At 24.6% G+C, this 22,592-nt stretch carries 19 protein-coding genes; 14 read left to right on the top strand and 5 right to left on the bottom strand.

Annotated elements, in window-relative coordinates; translation table 4 throughout:
* Positions 1-2 precede the first annotated feature (2 nt).
* Together JN03_RS08650 and JN03_RS00910 are read left to right on the top strand one after the other, a co-directional pair.
* Positions 3-1,097, top strand: coding sequence for an ABC transporter ATP-binding protein (locus JN03_RS08650; protein ID WP_134076492.1), 1,095 nt, complete (start codon positions 3-5; stop codon positions 1,095-1,097).
* 95 nt (positions 1,098-1,192) lie between these two features.
* Positions 1,193-1,510, top strand: coding sequence for a hypothetical protein (locus tag JN03_RS00910; protein ID WP_036443861.1), 318 nt, complete (start codon positions 1,193-1,195; stop codon positions 1,508-1,510).
* A 72-nt stretch (positions 1,511-1,582) separates the two neighbouring features.
* On the opposite strand, the gene JN03_RS08645 is transcribed toward JN03_RS00910, so the two are convergent.
* Positions 1,583-2,443 (bottom strand): hypothetical protein, encoded by an 861-nt coding sequence (locus tag JN03_RS08645; RefSeq protein WP_134076491.1) that lies wholly within the window; start codon positions 2,441-2,443, stop codon positions 1,583-1,585.
* 276 nt (positions 2,444-2,719) lie between these two features.
* Between JN03_RS08645 and JN03_RS08640 the strand changes: the two genes are divergently transcribed.
* The 7 genes from JN03_RS08640 to JN03_RS08615 all read left to right on the top strand — a co-directional run bounded on the left by JN03_RS08640 (position 2,720) and on the right by JN03_RS08615 (position 13,692).
* Positions 2,720-4,924, top strand: a complete 2,205-nt coding sequence (locus tag JN03_RS08640; protein WP_134076490.1) for a HinT-interacting membrane complex protein P80 — start codon at positions 2,720-2,722, stop codon at positions 4,922-4,924.
* Positions 4,925-4,937: 13 nt separating this feature from the next.
* The gene (locus tag JN03_RS08635) at positions 4,938-6,761 is read left to right on the top strand and encodes a HinT-interacting membrane complex lipoprotein P60 (RefSeq protein WP_134076489.1); all 1,824 of its coding nucleotides are present in this window, start codon (positions 4,938-4,940) and stop codon (positions 6,759-6,761) included.
* A 2-nt stretch (positions 6,762-6,763) separates the two neighbouring features.
* Positions 6,764-7,093: a histidine triad protein HinT gene (gene hinT / locus JN03_RS00890; protein WP_036439966.1), complete on the top strand. Its 330-nt coding sequence runs from the start codon at positions 6,764-6,766 to the stop codon at positions 7,091-7,093.
* A gap of 177 nt (positions 7,094-7,270) precedes the next feature.
* Positions 7,271-7,594, top strand: a complete 324-nt coding sequence (locus JN03_RS08630; RefSeq protein ID WP_254736952.1) for a site-specific DNA-methyltransferase — start codon at positions 7,271-7,273, stop codon at positions 7,592-7,594.
* Between the two features lie 2 nt (positions 7,595-7,596).
* Positions 7,597-9,234, top strand: a complete 1,638-nt coding sequence (locus JN03_RS08625; RefSeq protein WP_051601302.1) for a site-specific DNA-methyltransferase — start codon at positions 7,597-7,599, stop codon at positions 9,232-9,234.
* A 34-nt stretch (positions 9,235-9,268) separates the two neighbouring features.
* Positions 9,269-11,839, top strand: a complete 2,571-nt coding sequence (locus tag JN03_RS08620) for a DEAD/DEAH box helicase family protein (protein ID WP_273570222.1) — start codon at positions 9,269-9,271, stop codon at positions 11,837-11,839.
* Between the two features lie 92 nt (positions 11,840-11,931).
* On the top strand, positions 11,932-13,692 hold the full coding sequence (locus JN03_RS08615) for a DUF262 domain-containing protein (protein ID WP_036439939.1): 1,761 nt from the start codon (positions 11,932-11,934) through the stop codon (positions 13,690-13,692).
* 40 nt (positions 13,693-13,732) lie between these two features.
* Here the strand turns inward: JN03_RS08615 and JN03_RS08610 are convergent, their stop codons facing one another.
* Entirely contained in the window at positions 13,733-13,915 is a 183-nt protein-coding gene (locus JN03_RS08610; protein WP_036439936.1) for a hypothetical protein, read from the bottom strand.
* Between the two features lie 321 nt (positions 13,916-14,236).
* Between JN03_RS08610 and JN03_RS08605 the strand changes: the two genes are divergently transcribed.
* The 5 genes from JN03_RS08605 (at position 14,237) to JN03_RS08595 (ending at position 19,798) form a co-directional block, all read left to right on the top strand.
* Entirely contained in the window at positions 14,237-14,800 is a 564-nt protein-coding gene (locus JN03_RS08605; protein ID WP_036439933.1) for a hypothetical protein, read from the top strand.
* Positions 14,801-14,895: 95 nt separating this feature from the next.
* Positions 14,896-15,558, top strand: a complete 663-nt coding sequence (locus JN03_RS00860; protein WP_134076487.1) for a hypothetical protein — start codon at positions 14,896-14,898, stop codon at positions 15,556-15,558.
* A gap of 469 nt (positions 15,559-16,027) precedes the next feature.
* Entirely contained in the window at positions 16,028-16,243 is a 216-nt protein-coding gene (locus JN03_RS08600) for a hypothetical protein (protein WP_134076486.1), read from the top strand.
* A gap of 341 nt (positions 16,244-16,584) precedes the next feature.
* Positions 16,585-17,064 (top strand): hypothetical protein, encoded by a 480-nt coding sequence (locus JN03_RS00850; RefSeq protein WP_036439923.1) that lies wholly within the window; start codon positions 16,585-16,587, stop codon positions 17,062-17,064.
* Between the two features lie 43 nt (positions 17,065-17,107).
* Positions 17,108-19,798: an MAG2960 family serine endopeptidase lipoprotein gene (locus tag JN03_RS08595; protein WP_134076485.1), complete on the top strand. Its 2,691-nt coding sequence runs from the start codon at positions 17,108-17,110 to the stop codon at positions 19,796-19,798.
* Between the two features lie 124 nt (positions 19,799-19,922).
* Here JN03_RS08595 and JN03_RS08590 read toward each other — a convergent pair whose 3' ends face one another.
* The 3 genes from JN03_RS08590 to JN03_RS08580 form a co-directional block, all read right to left on the bottom strand.
* Positions 19,923-21,773 (bottom strand): GmrSD restriction endonuclease domain-containing protein, encoded by a 1,851-nt coding sequence (locus JN03_RS08590; RefSeq protein WP_338418610.1) that lies wholly within the window; start codon positions 21,771-21,773, stop codon positions 19,923-19,925.
* Complete coding sequence (locus JN03_RS08585; RefSeq protein ID WP_166666751.1) at positions 21,769-22,140, bottom strand: DUF262 domain-containing protein; 372 nt, start codon at positions 22,138-22,140, stop codon at positions 21,769-21,771. The genes JN03_RS08590 and JN03_RS08585 overlap by 5 nt, the downstream gene beginning before the upstream one ends.
* Positions 22,141-22,392: 252 nt before the next feature.
* Positions 22,393-22,560, bottom strand: a complete 168-nt coding sequence (locus JN03_RS08580; protein ID WP_166666750.1) for a hypothetical protein — start codon at positions 22,558-22,560, stop codon at positions 22,393-22,395.
* Positions 22,561-22,592 lie beyond the last annotated feature (32 nt).

Below are 22,592 nucleotides of genomic sequence, written 5' to 3'. Positions count from 1 at the left end.
AAATGAATTTACAAGATGATAAAAAAAACTTACCTGAACCAGCTGAACAAGAATTCAGTATTTTAGAGCATGAATCTCAAAAAGCAAAAGAAGCTAAAGCTTCTTCTGCTGCAAAGACATCAAAAAAAGAAATTAACGCTAAAAAAGCTGCACCAACCAAAAAACAAAAAGCAAACAAGCCTAAAAAAGAAGTAGGAGAAAAGATTAATCCTGAATTAGAATTTGATCCGCAAAATCCACCACAAGATAGTTCGGTTAAAATCTTGAATCGTGGGGAGTTAAAAAAACTTCTTAAAGCTAATAATAAACCTTGACCAAAAGATGCTAATGCACATTTGGATAACACTGAAGGTTATATTGTAGAAGTTGAAAATTTAACTAAAACTTATATTTCAGGTAATGTTGCAACTAATGTTTTAAAAGGAATAAGCTTTAGTATTAAAAGAGGCGAGATTGCGATTTTATATGGTAAATCAGGATCTGGTAAATCAACACTATTGAATATAATGTCGGCTCTTGATCGTCCAACAAGTGGTAAGATTGTTGTTAATAATATTTCACTTCCTTATCTAAGCGATCGTAAACAAACAATGTTTCGGAGAAAAAATATTTCATTCATTTTCCAAAACTATAACTTACTTCAAAATCTAAATAGTTATGACAATGTTGAAACTGGTGCTTATCTTCAAGCAGATAAATCAAAAAAAATTAATATAAGAAAATTATTTAAAGAATTTGACCTACTTGAATGTATGTATAAATATCCTTCACAAATGTCTGGTGGTCAACAACAACGTGTTTCAATTTTGCGTGCGCTAGCAAAAAATAGTGAAATCATAGTAGCAGATGAACCAACTGGAGCACTTGATGAAAAGACTGGAAAAATTGTTTTGAAGATTCTACAAGAAATAAACCGTGATTATCATTCTACTATTATCATAGTTTCTCACGATCCTGATATAGCTGAGCTTGCTGATAAAGTTATATGACTTGAAAATGGTAAAATTAGAGAAATTAAAGAACAAAAACGTAAGTCTTTAATTTCTGAACAACCTAATATAGTTGTTGCAGAACAAGAAGAATCTAATTCTAAATAAATTTTATAGAAAAGTCTTTTAAACACTCTATTATTAACATAAAAAGACTTATGTGCTAAAATTTACACACTACAAAAATTAAACAAGGAGAAAAAGTGGTTTGAATTTTGGTAGCGGTATTGCTATTTGGCTTTGTTGCCGCTATATTCAACTTGATAATAATTTCATTATCTTTCAATAAAGACTTTCCAAAAGTAACCCAAAGAGCAACAATATTTTTTGCTGGTGTACTTCTAGCTTTATTTTTCTTATCGATATATGTATTAATTGTTCAAGGTGGAGGACTTTCAGGAAAACAAGTAGACACAATATTATTGTTTGTATTCTATTTAATCCTATTAATCTTAATAACCGTAACTTGTATTTTACATCTAGTACGTGTACTATCAAAAAACAGAGTTTTATATAACTAACAAAATGCCACACGGCATTTTTGTTTTGTTAAAACTTAGTAGCAAAAACCTCAAAATAAAAACCGAAGAAGTTTAGTCAAAGACCTTAATTTCTTCGGTTTTTAATGTGCCATCAATTTTGTTTTCTTCTCCTGTATTGAAGACTTTGATTTCGCTTGTTGGTTTATTTTCTTCTAAATCTATTTTTGCAAAGTTGTATTTTTCAATAGGGTTGATGTATCAATTAGCAGGTTCATTTGGAATAAATTCTGCATAATTTTTTCCAAATAAATTAATTAAATAATCCTCATATTCTTCTATAACTTTTACAGTAAGACCGTTCAAAATTACATTTTTAGTTCTGAATGAAAGATTGCCAATTCATTTATCAATAATATTTTTTGTAATGATGTTTTGAGTTATTATGAAACCTTCGTATTCATCAGTATACAAAGAATTTATCAATTCTTTATAAGAGAAAGTTAGATAAAAAGGACGTAAAAGTTTAGAAAGTGCAATCTTATTTTTGATACTGCTAACATTAGTGTTGCGGTATGAAAGATAGTGATTAATTTGACTTTTCTTTTTGTTTTTATAGCTTACAAATTTTTTTAGTTTTTTAATGGTAGTAGGTAGAATTAAATTAATATTTAAAAATGGTTGGTTCTCATATATGTTGTTTATATCGCTTATAAACTTACATTGAAGGTCAAAGTATCTAGAATGCTTTGAATTATCTAGAACGTTTTTTGGACAAGTTAGCTTCAATTTTTCATATGAATCATAAGTCATAAATACTTCATAATGATCCATAAAATCATCAAAATTATTTTTAGTAAAAGCTAGTAAAAGTGTTTTTTCATCTAGTGAATATCACAAAGAATTTGCCTCGCAAACTTCCACAAACTGTTTTAAAATTTCAGTTTTTTTATACTTAACATTATTTATAACCATTGCTACCTACTTAGTTTAAGTTAATAAATATTTTACTATTTTAAGCATTAATTATTCAATTATTCAAAACAAAACGATAAATTTTTTGCCTTAAAAAATGCTTGAAAATTTGATATTTTTCTAGGCAAAAAACTGACCTTAACTATGTTAAATTTATAAAAAATTATACTCTTGTACATTTGCTAATAATGGCCGCATTCTCATTAATGGAATTTAATTTTAGAAAAATGGTAAAATATTAAATTATTTTTATTTAACAATCCGAAAGGTATTTTAATGAGTAAGAAAAATAGAGTTGTTACAACTGAACAGCAGGTAAAAAGAAAGAAAATCATTATGGGTGCAACTTGAGGAACTGTACTTTCTGGGGCTTTAATTTCTGGTATTACTATTCCAGTTGTAAAAGCTTACAAAGCACTTCCAAAAGCTACTCCTATTTTGAAGAATAGTGATGTAGTTTTTGAAATAACTTCAGGTGGTAACAAATATAGTGTAACATACGGTGAAATCAATAAGAACAACACTTCGGTAAATGAAAAGAGCCATTTATCACAAGAAATGGATAAACATTTATTTGAATATTTATATGAAAAAGAATATGAAGCTTCACTTTACTATGATGCTGTTTATAATGCTAACAAAATTTCTTCAAACCAAAAAAGTTTTAAATTAGATTCAATTCAAGAAGTTAAAGATAAAGTAAAACAAGAAATTGAAAACTTGAAAAAGAAATTCAAGGATCAATTTGGTTTTCAAAAAAAATGACAAGAAAAATTTGATGAAGAAATTGCAAAACCTGAATGAGGAAAAGCTAAAACAGAACAAGAAGCTATTGACTATAAATCAACAGAACGTTTAAAAATTCAAGCCCAAAGACGTTATACTTTTGAGACCAACCGTGATTTTACTTACACCGAAGTTAAAGATGGAATAACTGCTAACTCAGATGTTGAATATACCTACAAGGGAAATAAAGTAAAAATTGCTTCTAAAGGCGAAATTATAAAAATACCTTTTGCTAAAGAAAATGAAAACTATGTTCTTCCTCCTGCTGATTCACCTGAATTAAAAATTAATACAAAAGACGAATACAAAGTTCCTATTTTTACAACTAGATCATTTATCACTAAATGAGAAAAATCTAAATTTGAAGAATTAAAAGATCCTATTTCAAGATATTTGAAAAAATGAAGTAGTAAAAAGCAATTAATTACTTCTGAATTTACTATTAATGCAAAACCTGATTTAAAGGATAAATCAAAACCTTGATCAGTTTCAAAAGACCAAGTTATTAAACTTTTAAAATTCACATTATTTAACGGTTCAGCAGAAGATAAAGTTAAAGTTGTGCCTGGAATGAAAGCTATTAAAGACTTCAAAGGTGTTTCAAGAATTCTAGAAGTTGATCCTAGTACACCTATTGGCTCAACAACTTTATTAAGTGCTAGAAACGATGAAATTGCATTAGATGAAGTTTCAAACTCATCAACAAATGCTAAGAAATTTGGTTCAGAAGGTTTCAAAGATATTGAAACAAGAATGAATCAAAAAGATCCTTCAATTTATTTACCATTAATTTCTGCATTAATGCCAGATGTTCAATCAAATACAAAAGGTATTTTCAAGCCTAAAGAAGAAACTAATTTATTTGATACTTTATATAACAAGTTAATTGAAATATTCAATAATGATGATGTAATTGTAGGTTCAACCACAAATACTGAAATTAAAGCGTTGTATGATAAATTAAAGAATAATAATAACAGTGAAATGAATAAATCCGATTACACCACTGAAAAATCAAAAGAATATGCTAAGTTAAATGATTTAATTAAATCAACTCTTGATGGTGCTAATGCAGATAAATTAAACAAAAAACTTGGCGAAATATTTAGAGATGCTTTTATTGATACTTCAGATAAAAAATTGTATGCCGTATATAAAACAAATGGAAATTATGTTTTTGTAAATAGTGAAGGTATTACAATTCAAAATATTTATCAATTGGAAAATGAAGAAAAAACCAAGAAAGTTATATTGCGTGATTTACAAATAAATGCTAAATTGAATTATACAACTGACTTTAAAGAACCATTATTGAACTTAGATACAATGTTTAATTCAATAATTGATACAGACTTTAAGATTGCCGAACTAATCGAAAAACAAGATTTCAAAGATTATATTAAGTCTAAAAAATATAAAACACTTGAATCTGTTGAAAAACAATTTGATGATACCGCAATAAAAAGCGTTATAGATTATCAAAAAATGTTAACTGTTATTGCTAAAAGTAAATTCATAAAAGAAAAGATTAAAAAGATTGAAGATTACACAAAAGAACAAATTAATAATGCCGTCTTTCATGACTTCTCATTCCAATCATCTGATGAAAGTTATTGATTAACTGAACATAGTAATAAGAAAAATCTTGAGATGCTAAAATACATTTTTGAACAACTAACCGAATTTCTAAAATAATTAAGAGGAACTAATGAAAAAGAATATATTTAAGAAATTAACGCTTCTTGCTACTCCGCTAGCAACAGTTTTACCTCTCACATTAGTTGCTACAAGTTGTCCAAAAAAATCAACCGAAAGCACAGAAACTGCTGGTAATCAAAAAATAATAATCAATTCACAACTTTCAAAAAATACTGTTTTACACTTGATTACAAGTGTATTACTTTCTCAATTTTATGCGGATGATATTAAAGCATCTGGTATAAATTCAAATAATAAAATTGATTTAATTAATCAAGTTATAAACAAAGATAATACTGCACTAAATAAAGATTTTAAAGAAATCTTTGACGTTTGAGCATTAAAAAAAATTGATACTGATAAACAATACTTTAGTAGTTTAAAAGAAACATTCCAACATTCAAATATTGATACTTCTAATTTTAATCCGAAATTATTTGATGTACCTTCAGCCGAAGAATTAAAATTTATTGTAAAAAATTCACACGTTTTGAATGAAAACATAAGTTTAGAAATCCAAAAATTACTGTTACAAAAACTTTTCTTATTGAAAGATAGACCTGAATTAAAAAAGGTTGCTAATAATAGTAAAGGCGAAGATAAAATCGAAGCTGAGAAAAAGTTACCAAAAGATATTAACGTTAAAGAAAAAGAAATTCATGAAAAACTTGATTGAAAAGACGACTCAATCAATATGTTGAGAGAATTATTATTTACTCCAATCGTTTTTTCATGAGAATTTACCGATAAACGTGATATGAACTTACGTAAGTCATTAGGAAAAATTAAGAACATTCAAGATTTTAATAGACTTGCAGGTTATAACCCTTCTGAAACTCCTCAACTTGATTTAAATCCTGTTGCTAAAGAATGACAAAAGAAAATTATGATCAAAAGCAATATGGGTATTGAATTTGATAAATTAAGAGGATATAAAGGTTATAAGAAATCATCTGATTTTACTGCTGGTAGAGATTTATCAATAACTATTGAAGATATAAAAGAAAGAAAAAGTGTTGTTTATGGTTACATTGAACCAAACAAAAATAGAATTTATTCACCTGAAAGTTTAATTTTCAATAAAGTAGTTAGAAAAGTTAAATATAGAGCACTTGCCAGTTTAGAAGATGATATTAAAAATAAATTTAAAGCCGGCACTCTAAAAACTCTTGAAGATAAAAACTTTAAATTAAAAGTATATGATGGTTCATCGTGAAAAGAAACTACTAGAAAAGAAGATCCGACAACTAAGAAAGTTACTTTTGAATATAAATTGACAAGTACTGATGTTGGAGAATACTTGGCAACATTGGGCAATACAATTACAACTACGAATAAAGACTATACTTTAGAGTTTAGTATTGATAAAATTAAAATAGATCCTGAAAAAACAAAAGACGTTGAAGTTAATTGAAATATGAATATTCAAGAAATTTCACGTAGGGACGCTGTTAAATTTGATTCAAAACTTATAACAGCTGAAGGCGAATCAGAATCAAGTGCAAAAGAATTTAATATATTAGAATTTCCACTTGAAATTGATATTTACAAAGATTCATCAAAAGAATTTGAAGGAAAATATGTAATGCAAGTTGTTCCTCTATTAACCAAAAATAAAAGTGGAGAAGAGAAATTCACATTTAATTCAACACCTTGAGGCGAAAAAGAAGAAACTAAAAAATTAGCTTTGAATTTGATATTCAATAGTCCAGATGATTATTTTAAAAAGGCAATTCAATATTATAAAGAATTAAAATTATTTGAAATAGATGAAAAATCTTCAAATTTAAATGACGAAATTAAAAACACATTGAAACAATTAGGAATTTTATAGTAATGGAAAAAGATACTTTTCAGAGAATAATAGATCGTGAAATACCTGCAACTATCTTATATGAAGATGATGATGTAATTGCATTTCTCGATATTAATCCCGTTAATAAGGGTCATTTCCTTGTAGTTCCAAAAGAATATTCAGAAAACTTATTTGATATTGAAGATGAGCAATATGTAAAGTTAATGCAATTAACTAAAAAATTAGCTTTATCGCAAGTTAAAAAACTTAATGCAAAAGGATTCAAATTGGAAAGCAACAACGGTGAAGCCGCTGGACAAGAAATTCCGAGAACTCATATTCACGTAATTCCATATTACGAAGAAGAATAATAACCTTTTTAAATATTAAACAAATTTTCTTAAAGCAAGGGAATTTGTTTTTTATTTTATTTTGGGTCATTAGCACATTAATAAATTAGATTTAATTTTAGATTAAAATTGCAAATTAATTTATAATCAAATCAATTCTCATTTATTAGCATTTAAGTTTACAAAAGAAAGGGAAAAATGAAAAATAACATTTTTCAGTTGCTTGAAGAATTATTAAAAAATAATAGTAAATATTTATCAAAAGATAAAAAAATTTTAAAGCCTGTTGTTTACAATGATGTAATGAACATGAATAAAGAATTAATAAGTTTATTAATGTCCAATGAAGAAATTAAAAATTCATTTTTTGTAAAAGTGAATGATAATTGAATTTTTGATAAAAATAAATTTGTATGATTTCTAAATTCCAAAGAATTTTTGCCTGATTCATATACAAGATTTTCAAATAAAATAGGCCTTTCAACATTTTCGGGGGGGGGGCATTATTTAATGAAAATATAGTCTTGAATTTTCCCTTCAAAGATTGTATTCTCTATGGTGGCCAAACTAAAGACGATCAAAAACGTGAAGAAATTTTTTACAATAAAATAATCGCAAGTGATCAAATAAATCAAATGCTTGCACCCAAAGTATTCACAAATATAAAAAGATATAGTAAAAATAATATAGAAAATAAAGATATCATTTTTGATAAAAATGATAATTTAATTATTAAAGGAAATAATTTAATAGCTCTTTCTTCAATTTTAAAAGTATATGAAGGAAAAGTTAAATGCATTTATATAGATCCGCCATATAATACAGGTTCTGATAGTTTTTCTTATAACGATTCCTTTAATAGAACTACTTGACTTGTATTTATGAAAAATAGGTTAGAAATAGCAAAAAAACTTTTGAGCGATGATGGTATATTATTAATTCAAATTAGTTTTCATCAATTTCCCTATCTTAGGGTTTTAGTAGATGAAATATTTTCTGACGGAAAACATATAATGGATTTTAACACATTGGTTAGAAATACTGAACGTATATTAACTGGCGATAAAGAATACAATGATGTTATTGAATATACACTAGTTTATTCAAAAAGTAAAAATTTTAAAATGCCAAAAATGATTAAACAAAAAGAAGAAGATTTATATTGCTACGAAATAATTTTGGAAAAAGATCCTGAAAAATGTGAAAAAATAAAAATAGGTAATAAAGAAGTAGTTATTTATAAGCCTGGAACTTTTGAAATAAAAACCGGTGAACCTAATTTTAAAAAATTAAAAATGTATACAATAACTGGTAGTATAAGCGAAAAAAATTCAAGTGGTAGATTTTTTGAAAAATATCTTAGACCTTTAATTAATGATAAAAATTATCCTCCCGAAACTATGTTTGCGGTTTTTGATATGGGAGATGATGAAAGAAAATATAGACTATTTCAATTTCCGAAAGCAGGAAAAAAAGCTGGAAGATATTTTCAAGGAAAACCAAAAAGCTCAGATGTTACTTTGAAACCATATCCTAATTTCTTAAATTATGCAGAAAAATACAATGCAGTCAATAAAGAAGGTGGGGTTTCTTTTAGAAACGCAAAGAAACCAGAAGAATATATTAAATTCTATTTTGATATTTTTACATCTGAAAATGATTTAGTATTAGATTTCTTTTTGGGTTCTGGCACCACTTGTGCTGTTGCACATAAGATGAATAGAAAATATATAGGTATTGAACAAATGGATTACATTAATAATATAACAGTAGAAAGATTAAATAATGTAATAAAAAATGATGACACTGGTATATCAAAAGAAATAGGATGAAAGGGAGGCGGCTCTTTTGTTTATTGTGAACTTTTAGAAGATGCATATGAACTTTTAAATAGTATTATTTCAGCAAATGAAGATGAAATTAAAAAAATAAAAACCGAAATATATTGTGACCAAAGAATTATTCCGTTTATTTCAACAAATGAATTATTAAAAGTTGATAACGAATTTGACAAATTAGATTTAAAAGACAAAAAGCAAATATTAATAGATTTAATTAATATAAATAAACTATATGTAAATTATTCAGATATTGATGATAAAAACTATAAAGTAAGTGAAAGTGATAAAAAATTTACCAAATCTTTTTATGGAAACAGATAATAAGAATTTTTTATATGAAAAAATAAATACTCTAATGGAATTTCTTGCAAAAGAAAAGCCAAAAGAAATACCAGAAATTATTAAAAATGGGTTATCATCAAAAATAAAACTAAGAGAATATCAAAAACAAGCATTTTTAAATTACATATTTTATTTTGATAAATTTAAAGATAATAATAATTCAATTCATACACTTTTTCATATGGCAACAGGCAGTGGGAAAACAGTAATAATGGCTGGATTAATTCTCTATTTATATACAAAAGGTTATAGAAAATTTCTATTTTTTGTCAATCAAACAAATGTATTAGAAAAGACAATTGGCAATTTTATTAATTCTTCATCGGATAAATTTTTATTTAAAGAAGTTATTGAATATGAACAAAAAAGAATAAAAATTGATAAGGTAGATAGTTTTAGTGAAAATGATAATAATATTGAAATTATTTTTACCACTATTCAAAAACTTCATAAAGATTTAAATTCACCAAAAGAAAATTCATTAACATTTGATGATTTCTTGAATAAAAAAATTGTTTTTATATCAGATGAAAGCCATCATATAAATTCTTTAACTAAAAAACCAACAAAGTCTGAAAGCGAATTAGAAAGTAGTTGAGAAATGTCAGTGATTAATGCATTTAAACAAAATAGAGAAAATGTAATGCTTGAATTCACAGCTACTTGCGATTTGAAAGATAAAAATGTACTAGAAAAATATAAAAACAAAATTGTATTTAATTATCCACTTTCATCATTTAGAGAAAGCAAATATACAAAAGATTTCCAGAATTTTGCCACTAATAGTGATTTATGATCAAGAACTTTAATAGCACTTATAATGAGCGAGTATAGGAAATTTTTATTTGCAGAATTAAAACTGAATATTAAACCTGTGGTTATGCTAAAATCACAGAGGATTTTAGATTCAGAAAAATTTTACAATATTTTTTTTAAACAACTTGTGTTAATTGAACCTCAAGAAATCAGAGCATTAAAAGATACAAATATTGAAATATTGAAAAGTGCTATTGATTATTTTGAACAAAGGAATGACAATTTAAATTCATTAATAAATTCTCTTAAAAATTCCTTTGCACAAGATAATGCTATTATTATGAATAATACTTCAGATAATAGTATTGAAAAACAATTATTACTAAATTCACTTGAGGATGAAAAAAATCCTATAAGAATAATTTTTACTGTTGATATGTTAAATGAAGGATGAGATGTTTTAAATTTATTTGATATTGTACGTTTATATGATACAAGACAAGGCGGAGATAAATCTGCTAGAAAAATTAGTAATTACACAATCAAAGAAGCACAATTGATTGGTAGAGGGGCTAGATATTGTCCTTTTGATATAGGCGATCCTAATACTATTTTTAAAAGAAAATATGATAATGACTTAGATAATAAGTATCGTATTCTTGAAACAATGTTTTTTCACAGCAAAAATGATTCAAAATATATTAATGAATTAAAGAAAGCATTAATATATATTGGTCTTCAAGATATGAATACAATTGTTCGTGAATATAAACTTAAAGAAGAATTTAAAAAATCTGATTTTTATAGAAAAGGTATCATATTTTCAAATCAAAGAATTTCTGAAGATTTGAGCGAAACTGGTATTGATTCTGAAATCAAAAAAGAGGAAATATATTATATTTCACAAACAATTAATGGAAATGTTACTAATTTATTTGATGATGATGAAATAAAATTAGAAAATGAACAAGTTACATCTTTTTATTTTAATTCTATAAATTTAAATATTTTGCTAGGAGCAATTGATTGTTTTGAACAATTGAAATTTAATGTTTTAAAAAATAAATTTTCGAAATTATCTTCTAAAGAAGAATTTTTGATTTCAAATAAATATTTAGGTGACATTAAAATAAATATAAAACATAAAAGAGATAAATTATCTACAAAAATAATATATGAAGCAGTGAAATTTGCTCTTTCAAAAATATCTTCATATATAACTGAAATAAAACCTAAATATAAAGGAACAAAGAAATTTATACCAAATAAGATTTGTAATATTCTTAGAAATAAGAAAATTAATTTCAATAATATATCTTCTAATTCAGGTTATGGTGTTTCGCAAAATCAATCTATTGATGAAAATTTACAATTAAATTTAAAAACAGAAGATTGATATGTTTATGAAGATAATTATGGCACAGATCAAGAAAAAGCGTTTATTAAAAAATTTGTAGAAAATATTAAATGTGAACTAGATAAAAAACAACTAAATTATTATGTAATAAGGAATGAAAGAATACCTGAACTTGCTATTTATACTTTTGATAGTGGTGAAAGAATAGAACCTGATTTCATATTATTTGTAATGAAAAAAAATGAAGAATATTATCAGTGTTATGTTGAACCAAAAGGAGAACATTTAATGGAGAAAGATAAATGAAAAGAGACATTTTTACTATCTTTAAATGAATTTTATGAAGTTGACAAAGAATATGAAAAATACAAAATATTAGGATTCCCATTTTTTAATACTGATAAAAACAAGTTTGAAAAATTTCAAAAAGAAGTTATAAATCTTTTAAATAAAATAAAAAATATTGAATAAAAATCTTGTTTAACCATTCTTGACATAAGTTCTAATAAGTAAAAAATAGATTGTATAATAATTGCATACATTTATTTGAGGAAAAAATAATTATGTCATTTCAAATGCCATTAACAATTAAAGAGATAGTAGATAAAATTGAAAATGGAGAGTATTTACTACCTTTTATTGCTAGAAAATTTATATGGAAAACAAGAGATATAATATCCTTGTTTGACACTCTTATGAGAGGTTATCCAATTGGTACTTTTCTATTTTGAAAAATTCCGACTAATAATAAAAATGAAGAAAATTCATATAAATTAAATTTTTATAAATTCATAAAAAATTATGTTTCTAAAAGCAATAATGAAGATAACCAATATGAATTGGGAGAATTTGAAAATTTTAAAGAGCAAATAGCTATATTAGATGGACAACAAAGATTAAATTCTATTTATATAGGATTAAAGGGTTCATATTCTTTTATAAACAATAATAGAATTAAAAATAGATATTTATATTTAAATTTGTATAAAAATATTTATGATGATGACAATGAATATGAATTTGAATTTTTGTCTGATGAACAAATTAAAAACAGTGAAAGCAAAGTTGAAAATAATACAAATAAAGTAAACACAGATAAAAACGCAAAAGATGGAAAGAAAAAATATTGATACAAAGTCTCTGATATTTTAGGCAAAAGGGAATTAGATATTTTTGATTACTACACTGAAAAAATTAAAGATAATGAAAAATTTAATGATGGTGAAAAGAAATTTGCTTTTAATGCATTAATTAGATTATCTGAAATTGTTAATAAAGAAAATGTTATTTCTTATTATCAAGAGAATACTAATGAAATAAAAGAGATATTTAAAATATTTCTTCGTATAAATACAGAAAAAGATAATATAAATTGTTCAAATTTAATCTTTTCTTTCATTGAACAAAATAAAAATGTTTTTGATAATATAGAAGAAATAGAAGAATTAAAAGAAAATATCAGTAAACTTAGTCAAGAATTAAAAATAAAAAAAGACACAATATTAAAAACTTGTTTTACATTGCATGATTTTGAAACTGTTACTTTAACATTAGATAATTTTGTTGATAATAATAAAACTTCAATACAAATAATTCTAGACAATTGAAAAAATATTGAACAAGCAATAAATTCTACTATTATACTTGTTTCTGAGTTTGGTTTTGATAGAGATAGCGTAGATACAACTGATATATTTATTCCTATTACACACTATTTGTTTAAAAATAATTTATTTAATTTAAACGACATTACAGAAGAAAATAAAAAATTTATTAAAAAATGATTTTATCTAACTTTATTAAAAGGAATGTTTAATAGAGAACCAAACAGTATAATTAAACAAATAAGAACAATAATAAATGATACTAGTCAAGGCGAAGAATTTCCTTTTGATAAAATTAATAATCATTTTTGAGGAACAAAAAACACACTAAGATATAGTGAAACAAAAATAAAAGATTATTTGTTAAATTTAAAATATGGCGATAAACCTTTGTTAAGAATAATGCGTATTTTGTATCCACATATGATAAAAATATTTGATTATCAGATAGATCATATATACCCAAAATCAATGCATAAGGATAATAAAAATATAAACAATATTTGTAATTTACAAATATTAGATGGATATGGTAATTTCAAAAAAAGTAATGTGAGTTTTATTGATTGAATAAAAACAGTTAAAAAAGATAAATGCGAAGATTACAAAAATAAGAACTTAATTCCTAAAGATGCAGATTTTAATGATATAAAAGATTTTTTTGAAAAAAGAGAAAAATTAATTTTTGAGAAATTAAAAGGAGAATTAGTTAATGAATAAATTTAAAAATATCAAGCGCAACACAAAGTTTTTGATATTTTTATATTAAATTAATTTTCTTTCTTGTAGCTGAATGCTTTTTAATATAAGGAGGATTAGTTAATATTAATGAATTAGGAAATGAGGGAATACTTACTAGTGAATTATTTATAGTTCAGTTTAAACTAGGATCAATATCAAAACCTATGGTTTTTTCAAAACTATAAAAATCAATTGCTTTCATTAAATCACCATTACCTGCAAAAGGACCACATAAAACCTTAGCATTAGAATTTATGATGAATTTTTTAATTTAGGGTTTTAGTCAACTATTTTTTATAGTAAAGAATTGCCCTAATGTGATTTTCTTATCCATAATCTCTTTCCTTGTATTTTTTATTTTAGTATAATAAAAAATAATTTCTTATCTTTTTAATCAAACTGATGAAAGTTTGCTTTCTCTTTTTTTGATGTTTCCGTTTTGCGGATACGTTAACATCTCTATCTAGAGTTTTTTTGTCTTTAAACGCAATTATAAAACTTATTTTTTTATATAATTTTAATTATGGAAACACAAAATACACAACCAAATCTACAAAATCCAAATAATATTCCTACTAATCCTAATCCACAAGTTACGATCTTAAAAAGATCTAAAAAAACGCTTATACGTGAAACTGCAATTTTATCAACAGTTATTTTTATATCTTATATTATTCTTGTAATTATTATTTTGGGTTCTGCCGGTGCAGCAGTGTCAGGATCTAGCAATGGATTATTAGCTGGTCTAGGAATTTTAGGTCTTTTTTTGTTTGCAGTAATTTCCATATCTATAGCGACATTTATTGTAGCAATAATAATGCTAGTAAGAACGCATACAATTAAAGAATTAAAGGAATTGTGAATTACTTATCTTGTCTTATTTTTAGTTAGCAACACTTTGGCCATCATTCAATGATTTCTAAAAAAAGGAAGTACAGAAAAATCAGTATTTAGTATTGTAACTACAATAGCAAGTTTGATTTCATTAGTGATAATTTGAATAATGTACGGAAAAAGCAAGACAATCAAAGAAATAGAACAAGTTAATAACGAAAAGCAAGAAGCTGACAATTCAATTTTTCAATAAGAAAACAAAACTCAGAATTAAAACTGGGTTTTTTATTTCATAAAAATTTAAATTTAAAAGTAATATTTTTATAATTATGTAATATAAAAAAAGATATGCAAGAAATAATAAAAGGCATTGTAATTAAAAGAAGCGATTCGGGTGAATTTGATGAAGTGATATCCACGCTTTGCAAAACAGGAATTTATACATTTTTTTCGCCTGGAACAAGAAAAATAAATAGTAAAAATGCTATGAGTTTAAGTCTTTTGGATTTTACAAATTTTGAAATTTTAACACGTAATGAAATTACAAATCTATTACCGCGGCTTAAAACTGCAACGCTTATCTATAAATTTCCATTAGATTATCAAAATGCCGAATTTCAAGAAACTTTGCTTTATTTTCTAAATAAAATAAAAGCTAGTAATTATTTAGATTTTATTGAAACATATGAAAAACTTTTACCAATGGTTGGTCACAACAAAAATAATAAAGTTTTAGTTTATTTAATTAATAAAATTTTAAAATGTGAAGGCATTTATCCAGCATATAGTGGATGCGTAGAATGTGGAAGACAAAAAGGACTAATTGATTTTCAATTTCATAAGGGTGGATTTTTATGCTATGAACATTCGACTTTTGAATTGGGTGTGAACAAATTAAATGCTCTTTATTATTTAAATAAAGATTTTGATTCATTTGATAAAAATACAACACATGATGTGGTAGATTTTTTAAAAAAAATGATAATTACTTATTTAACAGAATATTTTTAAACCGAAAATGACCATTTTATAAAAAATAAACTTGTATTAAAGGTAATTTGTTAGAATTTTAAGTATAAATATATTGAGTAGGAATGAAATGACTAAAACTAAAAAATCTTTTGTATTAACAGTACCAATTTTATACACGATATTGTTTACATTATATATTGGTATATATATTTACTTTAATTATTATGAATTTAAATTATTTAAGAATAAGGAGATTTTAAATCATAGTCGAGGCATAATGACCTTTTTTGCAACACTGGCAATTACATCAATAATATTTACACTCATAATATTTACACTCATAATGTTTGCGCGAACTGCAAAAATAAATAACGTCAAAATATTTTGATCTATTTATTTAGGTATTTTTGTATCTTATTTATTATTATCAATGTTATTTTGATTTTCTATGTTCTTTTTAATTGTGAAGAATTCACTGCAATTTAACGGAAGTGATTTTTATGAGATTATGACTAAAATTTATAAAAATCCTACATTCTCTAAATTAAATTTCTACGCTGGGACAATTACTTTAAACATTATCTTGGGTATGTTAGTTGTTATAAGTTGAATCTTTTATTCAATGGTAATGAAAAACCGTAAAAAAATGGAAAATGAATCAAGATTTGCCACAACAGAAGATACTTATAAAAATCGAATGGAAAATCCTAATCTTTTTAAATAGTTAAATAGTAAATTATATAAATCAAATTGTTAAAAAATATCAAACATTTATTACATAGACGGGTTGATATTTTTTTCTATATTGCATAAATAGAACTAAAAATTAAATTAATTATAGGCAATCTTTTTTTATCTAACATTTATTATCTAACAAGTTTTTTAAATGGAATTAGAAATCATTTAATCTAATAAAATTATTAAATTTTTATTTTGGAAATTTTTTGATATTTTCTAATATTGAATTTTGAAGAAAAAAAGAGTATATAATTATCCGGCAAAAACTAGTTCAAAGATAAACTCTTTGTACTATAAATTCATTAAATAAATTAAAGGATCGATACGATGCAAAATCAAAAGAAAAATTTAGTTTTATCAGTTGCAATTACTTTTACATTAATTATTTTTCTTAATGTAGCTTTAATATTGTTAAAAGATATTTTTAAACTAAATTTTAAAGGTGATCAATTAGTATATGGGCTAACTACTATATTTTTAGTAATCCTAAATATTATTTCATTTGTTTTTACGTGTGTTATGCTATCACGTACTAAAAAGGTTGAAAGTTTGAAACAAACAAGACCTGCGTATTTAATTTTATTTATATTAGAAAAATTAATTGGCCTAGCATTTTTATGTTTCATTACTTATCTTGTTGTTTACAAAGTTAAATATGATAAAAATCTTATTAACAATGAAACATTTAAAAACATTTATATAGGAATTACAACAGTTTCAAATTGCATTACCGTAACTTGTTTTATTTTAATTTGAATTATGTTTGCACAAGTTTGCAAAAATTCTACCGAACGTACAAATGCTTAAGTTTATATAAAAAATAATTTTAAAAAGTAAGAAAGAGGGTTATATGAAAAAAGGTATTTTCTTGAAATTAGCAGGGTGTTTACCTTTATTGGTTACTCCTCTTTTTTCTTTATCTTGTAATAATTCAAAATCAGAACAAAATAACAAGGATAATAAAGACGGTGAAAAAAGTCCTTTACTTGCTAGTCCACAGCAAAATGTAATTAAACATAAATTAAACAATATAGCAAGTAAACTTATACTTGATTATAAAGATAAATCTTCTACTTATGTAGAAGATGCTAAAGCAGAAGTTAGCCAGTTAGATTATTCATTAGAATTAGATTATGAGCTTATAATTAATAGTATTAAGAGAGATTTGCAGAATTCAACTATTGAAATTGAATATTATTTAAATCACAAAAAAGAAAATATTAAATCAAATTTATACACCGCCTTGATTACAGGGTTTAAATCAAAAACTGTAATTCAAAATCCCAATCTATCTACTACCAATCAACAACCTCTACATAAAACAGTTGAAAATCTTAATAACATCGCTAAATCAATTTCTTTTGATTATGAAGGCAAAAACACAATTCTTGCTAAAGATGCTATCAATAATAAAAGCAATTTAAAATACTACTTAGATTCACAATACTTAGTAAAAAAACTATGGTTAACACTAAATGGCGAAACTTCTATTAAAGTTCACTTCCAAATTTCTGAAAAAAATGGAAGTATAACTTCTAGCTTTCAAGAATTTATAATAAATGGTTTTAAACTTGAAAATAACATCCCGATTGTTAATTCAAACTATGATTTTTCAGGTAAGACATATTATTCGAAAGACGTTTATTCTGATTTATTTAAATCCGAACATATTTTCAACCGTGAAGATTTTAAAAATAATAGTATTCACGATGTTTGACAAAAATCACCGCTTTATAAAGTAAAACTTAATAATTTCTTATGAACATTAAAAAACTATAATGGTCAAGGTATAAACTTTTTAACTTCTTCAGGACCTAGTGAAAGCCGCAAATATTATGAAGAATTAGAAGATGTTGGTGTTTTTGGTGAATATGGCGATTCAGACAGGGAAAAAGTTCAATATTTTAATCCTTACTTTTCAAGTGAATATATTACTAAACAAAAATATTTATCAAATTTTAATTCGAGCGAAAGTTCAAGTGCATCATTGCACAATTTAACTGAAGATATTGTTAAAGACAATCCATTTGGGTTTTTACCTTCAAATTTAAGTCAATATTTGTATATGCTAAAAATTGAAGATATCGAAAAACTTTTGAAAGTGGATTTCATTGCATCTTTAAAAATGAATTTCGATGATAAGGCTGGTACGGGTGAAATATTAGTAGTTAAAAAAGATAATTCAAAAGTATTAATTAAAATTGATGCTTCTAATCAAAAATCTCTAAAAAAAGATGCTGATTTTTATGATTATATTTATCAAAGAACTATTAGTATTGGTACTAATTATTTAAAATGAAATAAACATCCCTACACTCATAGTTCAACTATTGAAAATTCTGGAATGTGGGGAACTGCTTGAATATTAGATCGTATTGAAAATAAAGAATTAGAAAAAGAAGAACAATACGAATTTCTAGCTGCAACGAATATTCATGTTCTAACTTATAATGACATTTTTGATAAATCAAAATATTTTTATGACACAGAAATACATAATGAAAACAATGAAATGTCAAAAAATTGAAATGGCGGACTTGCTTCTTTTTATCCGAGCAATGATATAATCAAGACTTTTCAAAAATCTAATAATCCGCACATAACCTATCAAACATTAACTAGAAGAAAGAAAGATTATCTTGCTGGTTGAAATATTTGACGTGCTAATGCAGCTAATGGTGAACAAGCATTAGGTATGGCATCAAAGAAAGCTACGTTTTCTAACATTAAAGATAGATATACAGATGTATTTTGATATACACCGAGATTTAAATCTAGTGGGCTTTATTTCATTAGACAAATTCATGAAAAATATTTAAATAAATTTGATAATTCAAGAATTGGTTCAACTGATAACGGTGGAATGGATTTAGTAATTTTCAAACTTAGATTAGATAAAAGCCAAATAGCATTTGCTTTTCCACAATTACATAGTATTTTAAATACCTCAAAAGAAAAAGATTGATATATTGGAGTTGGACAAAACCAAAAATTCTCACCTTATCAAACTCAATTTATTGCTGGTTATCCTTATCAAGAATATACTTCAACATTTAATTTTAAAGGTCAAAAATCACAAGGTGGGACCATTACTACCAGAAATAGATTTTTAAATGAAGATCCTTGAGTTCAATCGTTATGAGTAAAATATAACGAACAAGAAAACAAAGATTGAAATAAATTAAATGATAATTGAAAAAAATATGAGAAAAAATTTAGAGATGATCATTTACATGGTATGAAAAAGGAAATTATAGTACAATCTTCATATTTAAATACTTATACAAATAATGAGCATGTTCTTCACGGCGGTTCAAGTGGTTCTATGGCAATAGATTCTAGGTTTAATTTAATTGGTATTAACTTTTTACAAACTAGTTCAAATGAAGTAGATGCTTATGGAAAAAGTAAATATGTAACTAATGGTGTTGCTTTGTTTAATTCGTATGTTCAACATAATGATTTTTCGGGCTCAGTACGTGATGAAATTGTCGAAAAATTAAAAAATGAAAATATAAAAACAATCAAATTAAATTCCTAGCATTAACTTATAGTTAATGCATCTACAAAAAATTAATCAATTTGTACTGGTTAATTTTTTATTTTAAAATAGATTTTATGTGACTCCTGAATTTTGGATAGTATTATATATTTACGGCTATTAATTATTTTTTAGTAATTTTTTCATATGAAATATCAAATAATTCAAAGAAGTATTCCATGTCCTCTTCGTTTGTTATTTTATATTGTCAAATACCATTGCCTCAATGTCATATGTTTGACATATCTTTTAATAGGTTTTTATTATCGTATTGTTTTATTTCTTTATAAGTGAAAACTAATTTTAATTGGCTTCGTCCAAATACTATGGAAAAAATAATTTTAGATACTGATAAAATTTTGCAATTTACATAAAATTTTGTTGTTTCAAAATCAAAATCATTATTGTATTTTGCGTTTATTCTTTCTTTTATCTTATAGTAGAAATCTCTAATTTCTTGTTTGCTATTCCCATTTATTATTAGCTCATCTTCAGTGTATTTTCTTTTAATTGGAACTTCACGATTGCCTTTAAAATAAGGAAATGCTTTCTTAATATCTTTGATTAGACTGTCGGTTCTTTTGTTTATGAAATCTTTATCTCATTTACAATTTGAATATAATTTGAATATTTCCTTTGCTTTTGTTAATCTATTGTTTTCTAGATTTTGAAGTTTTCTAGATTTTGAAAAGTTGCTGATTTGTGAATTATCAAGGTCTGCTAGAAGTGTTAAATTTCCTAATCTATGGACATTGTCTTTATATTCTTCTTCAGTGAAATTAGTTTCTTCATATCATTCTTCATTTGCAGTTTGAGGAATTAAATGTTCAATGGTAATTCTTGAATTTGTAAGTTCTATCAAAACATTAGAAGTATTCATTTCAAGTAATAAAAAAGCAGATGTTAAATAAACAGAAGCATTTGAAACATACAAATTACTTTTTTCAAGTTCCCTTTCTAATTCAATATCATTTGGCATACTAGATTTACTATTAATGTTGGAATTACTTAATTCAAATTTATATTCATCAACTATATCAATATCTTTGTTTTCAGAAATTTTGTTATTTATGCTTCTCAAAATTTGAGGGAAAAATCTAGAAATGATTCCAGTTAAACGATTACACAGACCTCTTCTAATGAAGTAAATGTTGGTTAATTTAATTAATTCATTTATTTTATTAATGTCTTTTGTTTCATTATTTTCGCCAAAATAATTCATCATTCACATCAAAAAACAAATAGGCATATCAGATTTATATTGTCTATATATCATTATTGATTTTTGAAGTTTTGGATCTAAGTCGGCTAAATTTTCAATTTTTAATTGACGGTATTTTTTGCCGTATTTGATTAATTCATTATCGATAATGTTTTTGATAAAATTAAAATGAAAATTTTCTTGATTTTTAAATTGACTTATTGACTTTTCTTTTTCTATTCATTTTTGAAAAACAAAATAATTTTGATTTTCAGTATTTAAAACATAATCGTTTTTAAGTACTAAAAAATGACGAAAGAATAATTGCATTTCTTTAAATTTATTATCTATATTATTTTGTTTTTTGTCTTCGAATAATGACTCAAATTCTAATCATTTTTTATAGATTTCTTTTTGTTCATCAATATTAAGATTCATTAAAATATAGTTTTTGATTAAATCAATTTGTGTTAATTTAACCCCAGTTGAATTTATTGTTTCAAAAATTCTTTGTGGATTATCTTCTTTAGAATTAAGTCTTAAATAAATAGTTTCCATATTGTTTAAACTATTCTTAATATTTTCAATTCCGGTTGGAGTTAAATTTTCATTTTTTAATTTGTCATAAAAGAATTCAAAATTTCTATAAATATTAGTTTTTTTATCTTCTTTAGTGAAATTGGTTTCATTAAGAATGATTTTACTTAAAACACCATCGTCAATGCTTTGAGGGTGAATTCTATAATTTTCATCAGGATTTTTTCTACTGTTAATTAAATACTTGTTCAGTTCTTGAATTTGACCCCCCCCCTAAATTTTTAGTTTCTAGAACCTTACGAAATGCTAAAAGAAATAAAAAAGTTGTTATTAATCTTTGTTGTCCATCAATTATGAATTTTTCAAATAAGTTATTATCTCTTTCAATAGTGTAATAAATAATCATCCCTAGAAAGTGTTTTCTTTTATCATCATCAGATGAGTTTTTAATACTTAAATAATCTTGATAAAACTTTTGGATTTGTGGTAATCCCCATTTGTATGTTCTTTGGTAAATTGGAACTGTGAAAATTATGTTATTACTTGTGCCAATCAAATCAAGTAATCCACTTATTCCACTTTTTCCTATTCTGTCGTTATTCAACTTGTATCCTTCAAAAATTATATGAATAAATTTCTTAAAACTCTTTTTTGTCAAGAGCAAAAAAATACTAATTTTTATCTTAAGATAAATAAATTATATTACACAATAAAACTATTTCTATTAACCCCTAAAATTTTAACGTTTAAATAGATTGCAAATATAGTTATAGAATTTAGTCATTTAACAAATAAAAAACCAAATGTTTTTTAAATCGCTTTTGGTTTTTATGAGTTTGCAAGTAATTAAAATAATTTATTCTTCATCAATGTCGTCAACATCGTCATATGCTTCCGCATGGTGTATGCCGGCATTATATTCAAGACCAAATCGAATTTGTTCCATTTGTTGTCAATTAAAGTCTAGTTTAGCATATCAAGAAATATTAAGTCTTTCTTCAAGGACTTTTCTAATTTGAAACATTTGGTTTTAATCGAATTTATAATTTATGTATG

The organism is Metamycoplasma hyosynoviae (assembly GCF_004365165.1).
Lineage (GTDB): Bacteria > Bacillota_I > Bacilli_A > Mycoplasmatales > Metamycoplasmataceae > Metamycoplasma > Metamycoplasma hyosynoviae.
This window is presented reverse-complemented; position numbering and strand designations above follow the sequence as displayed.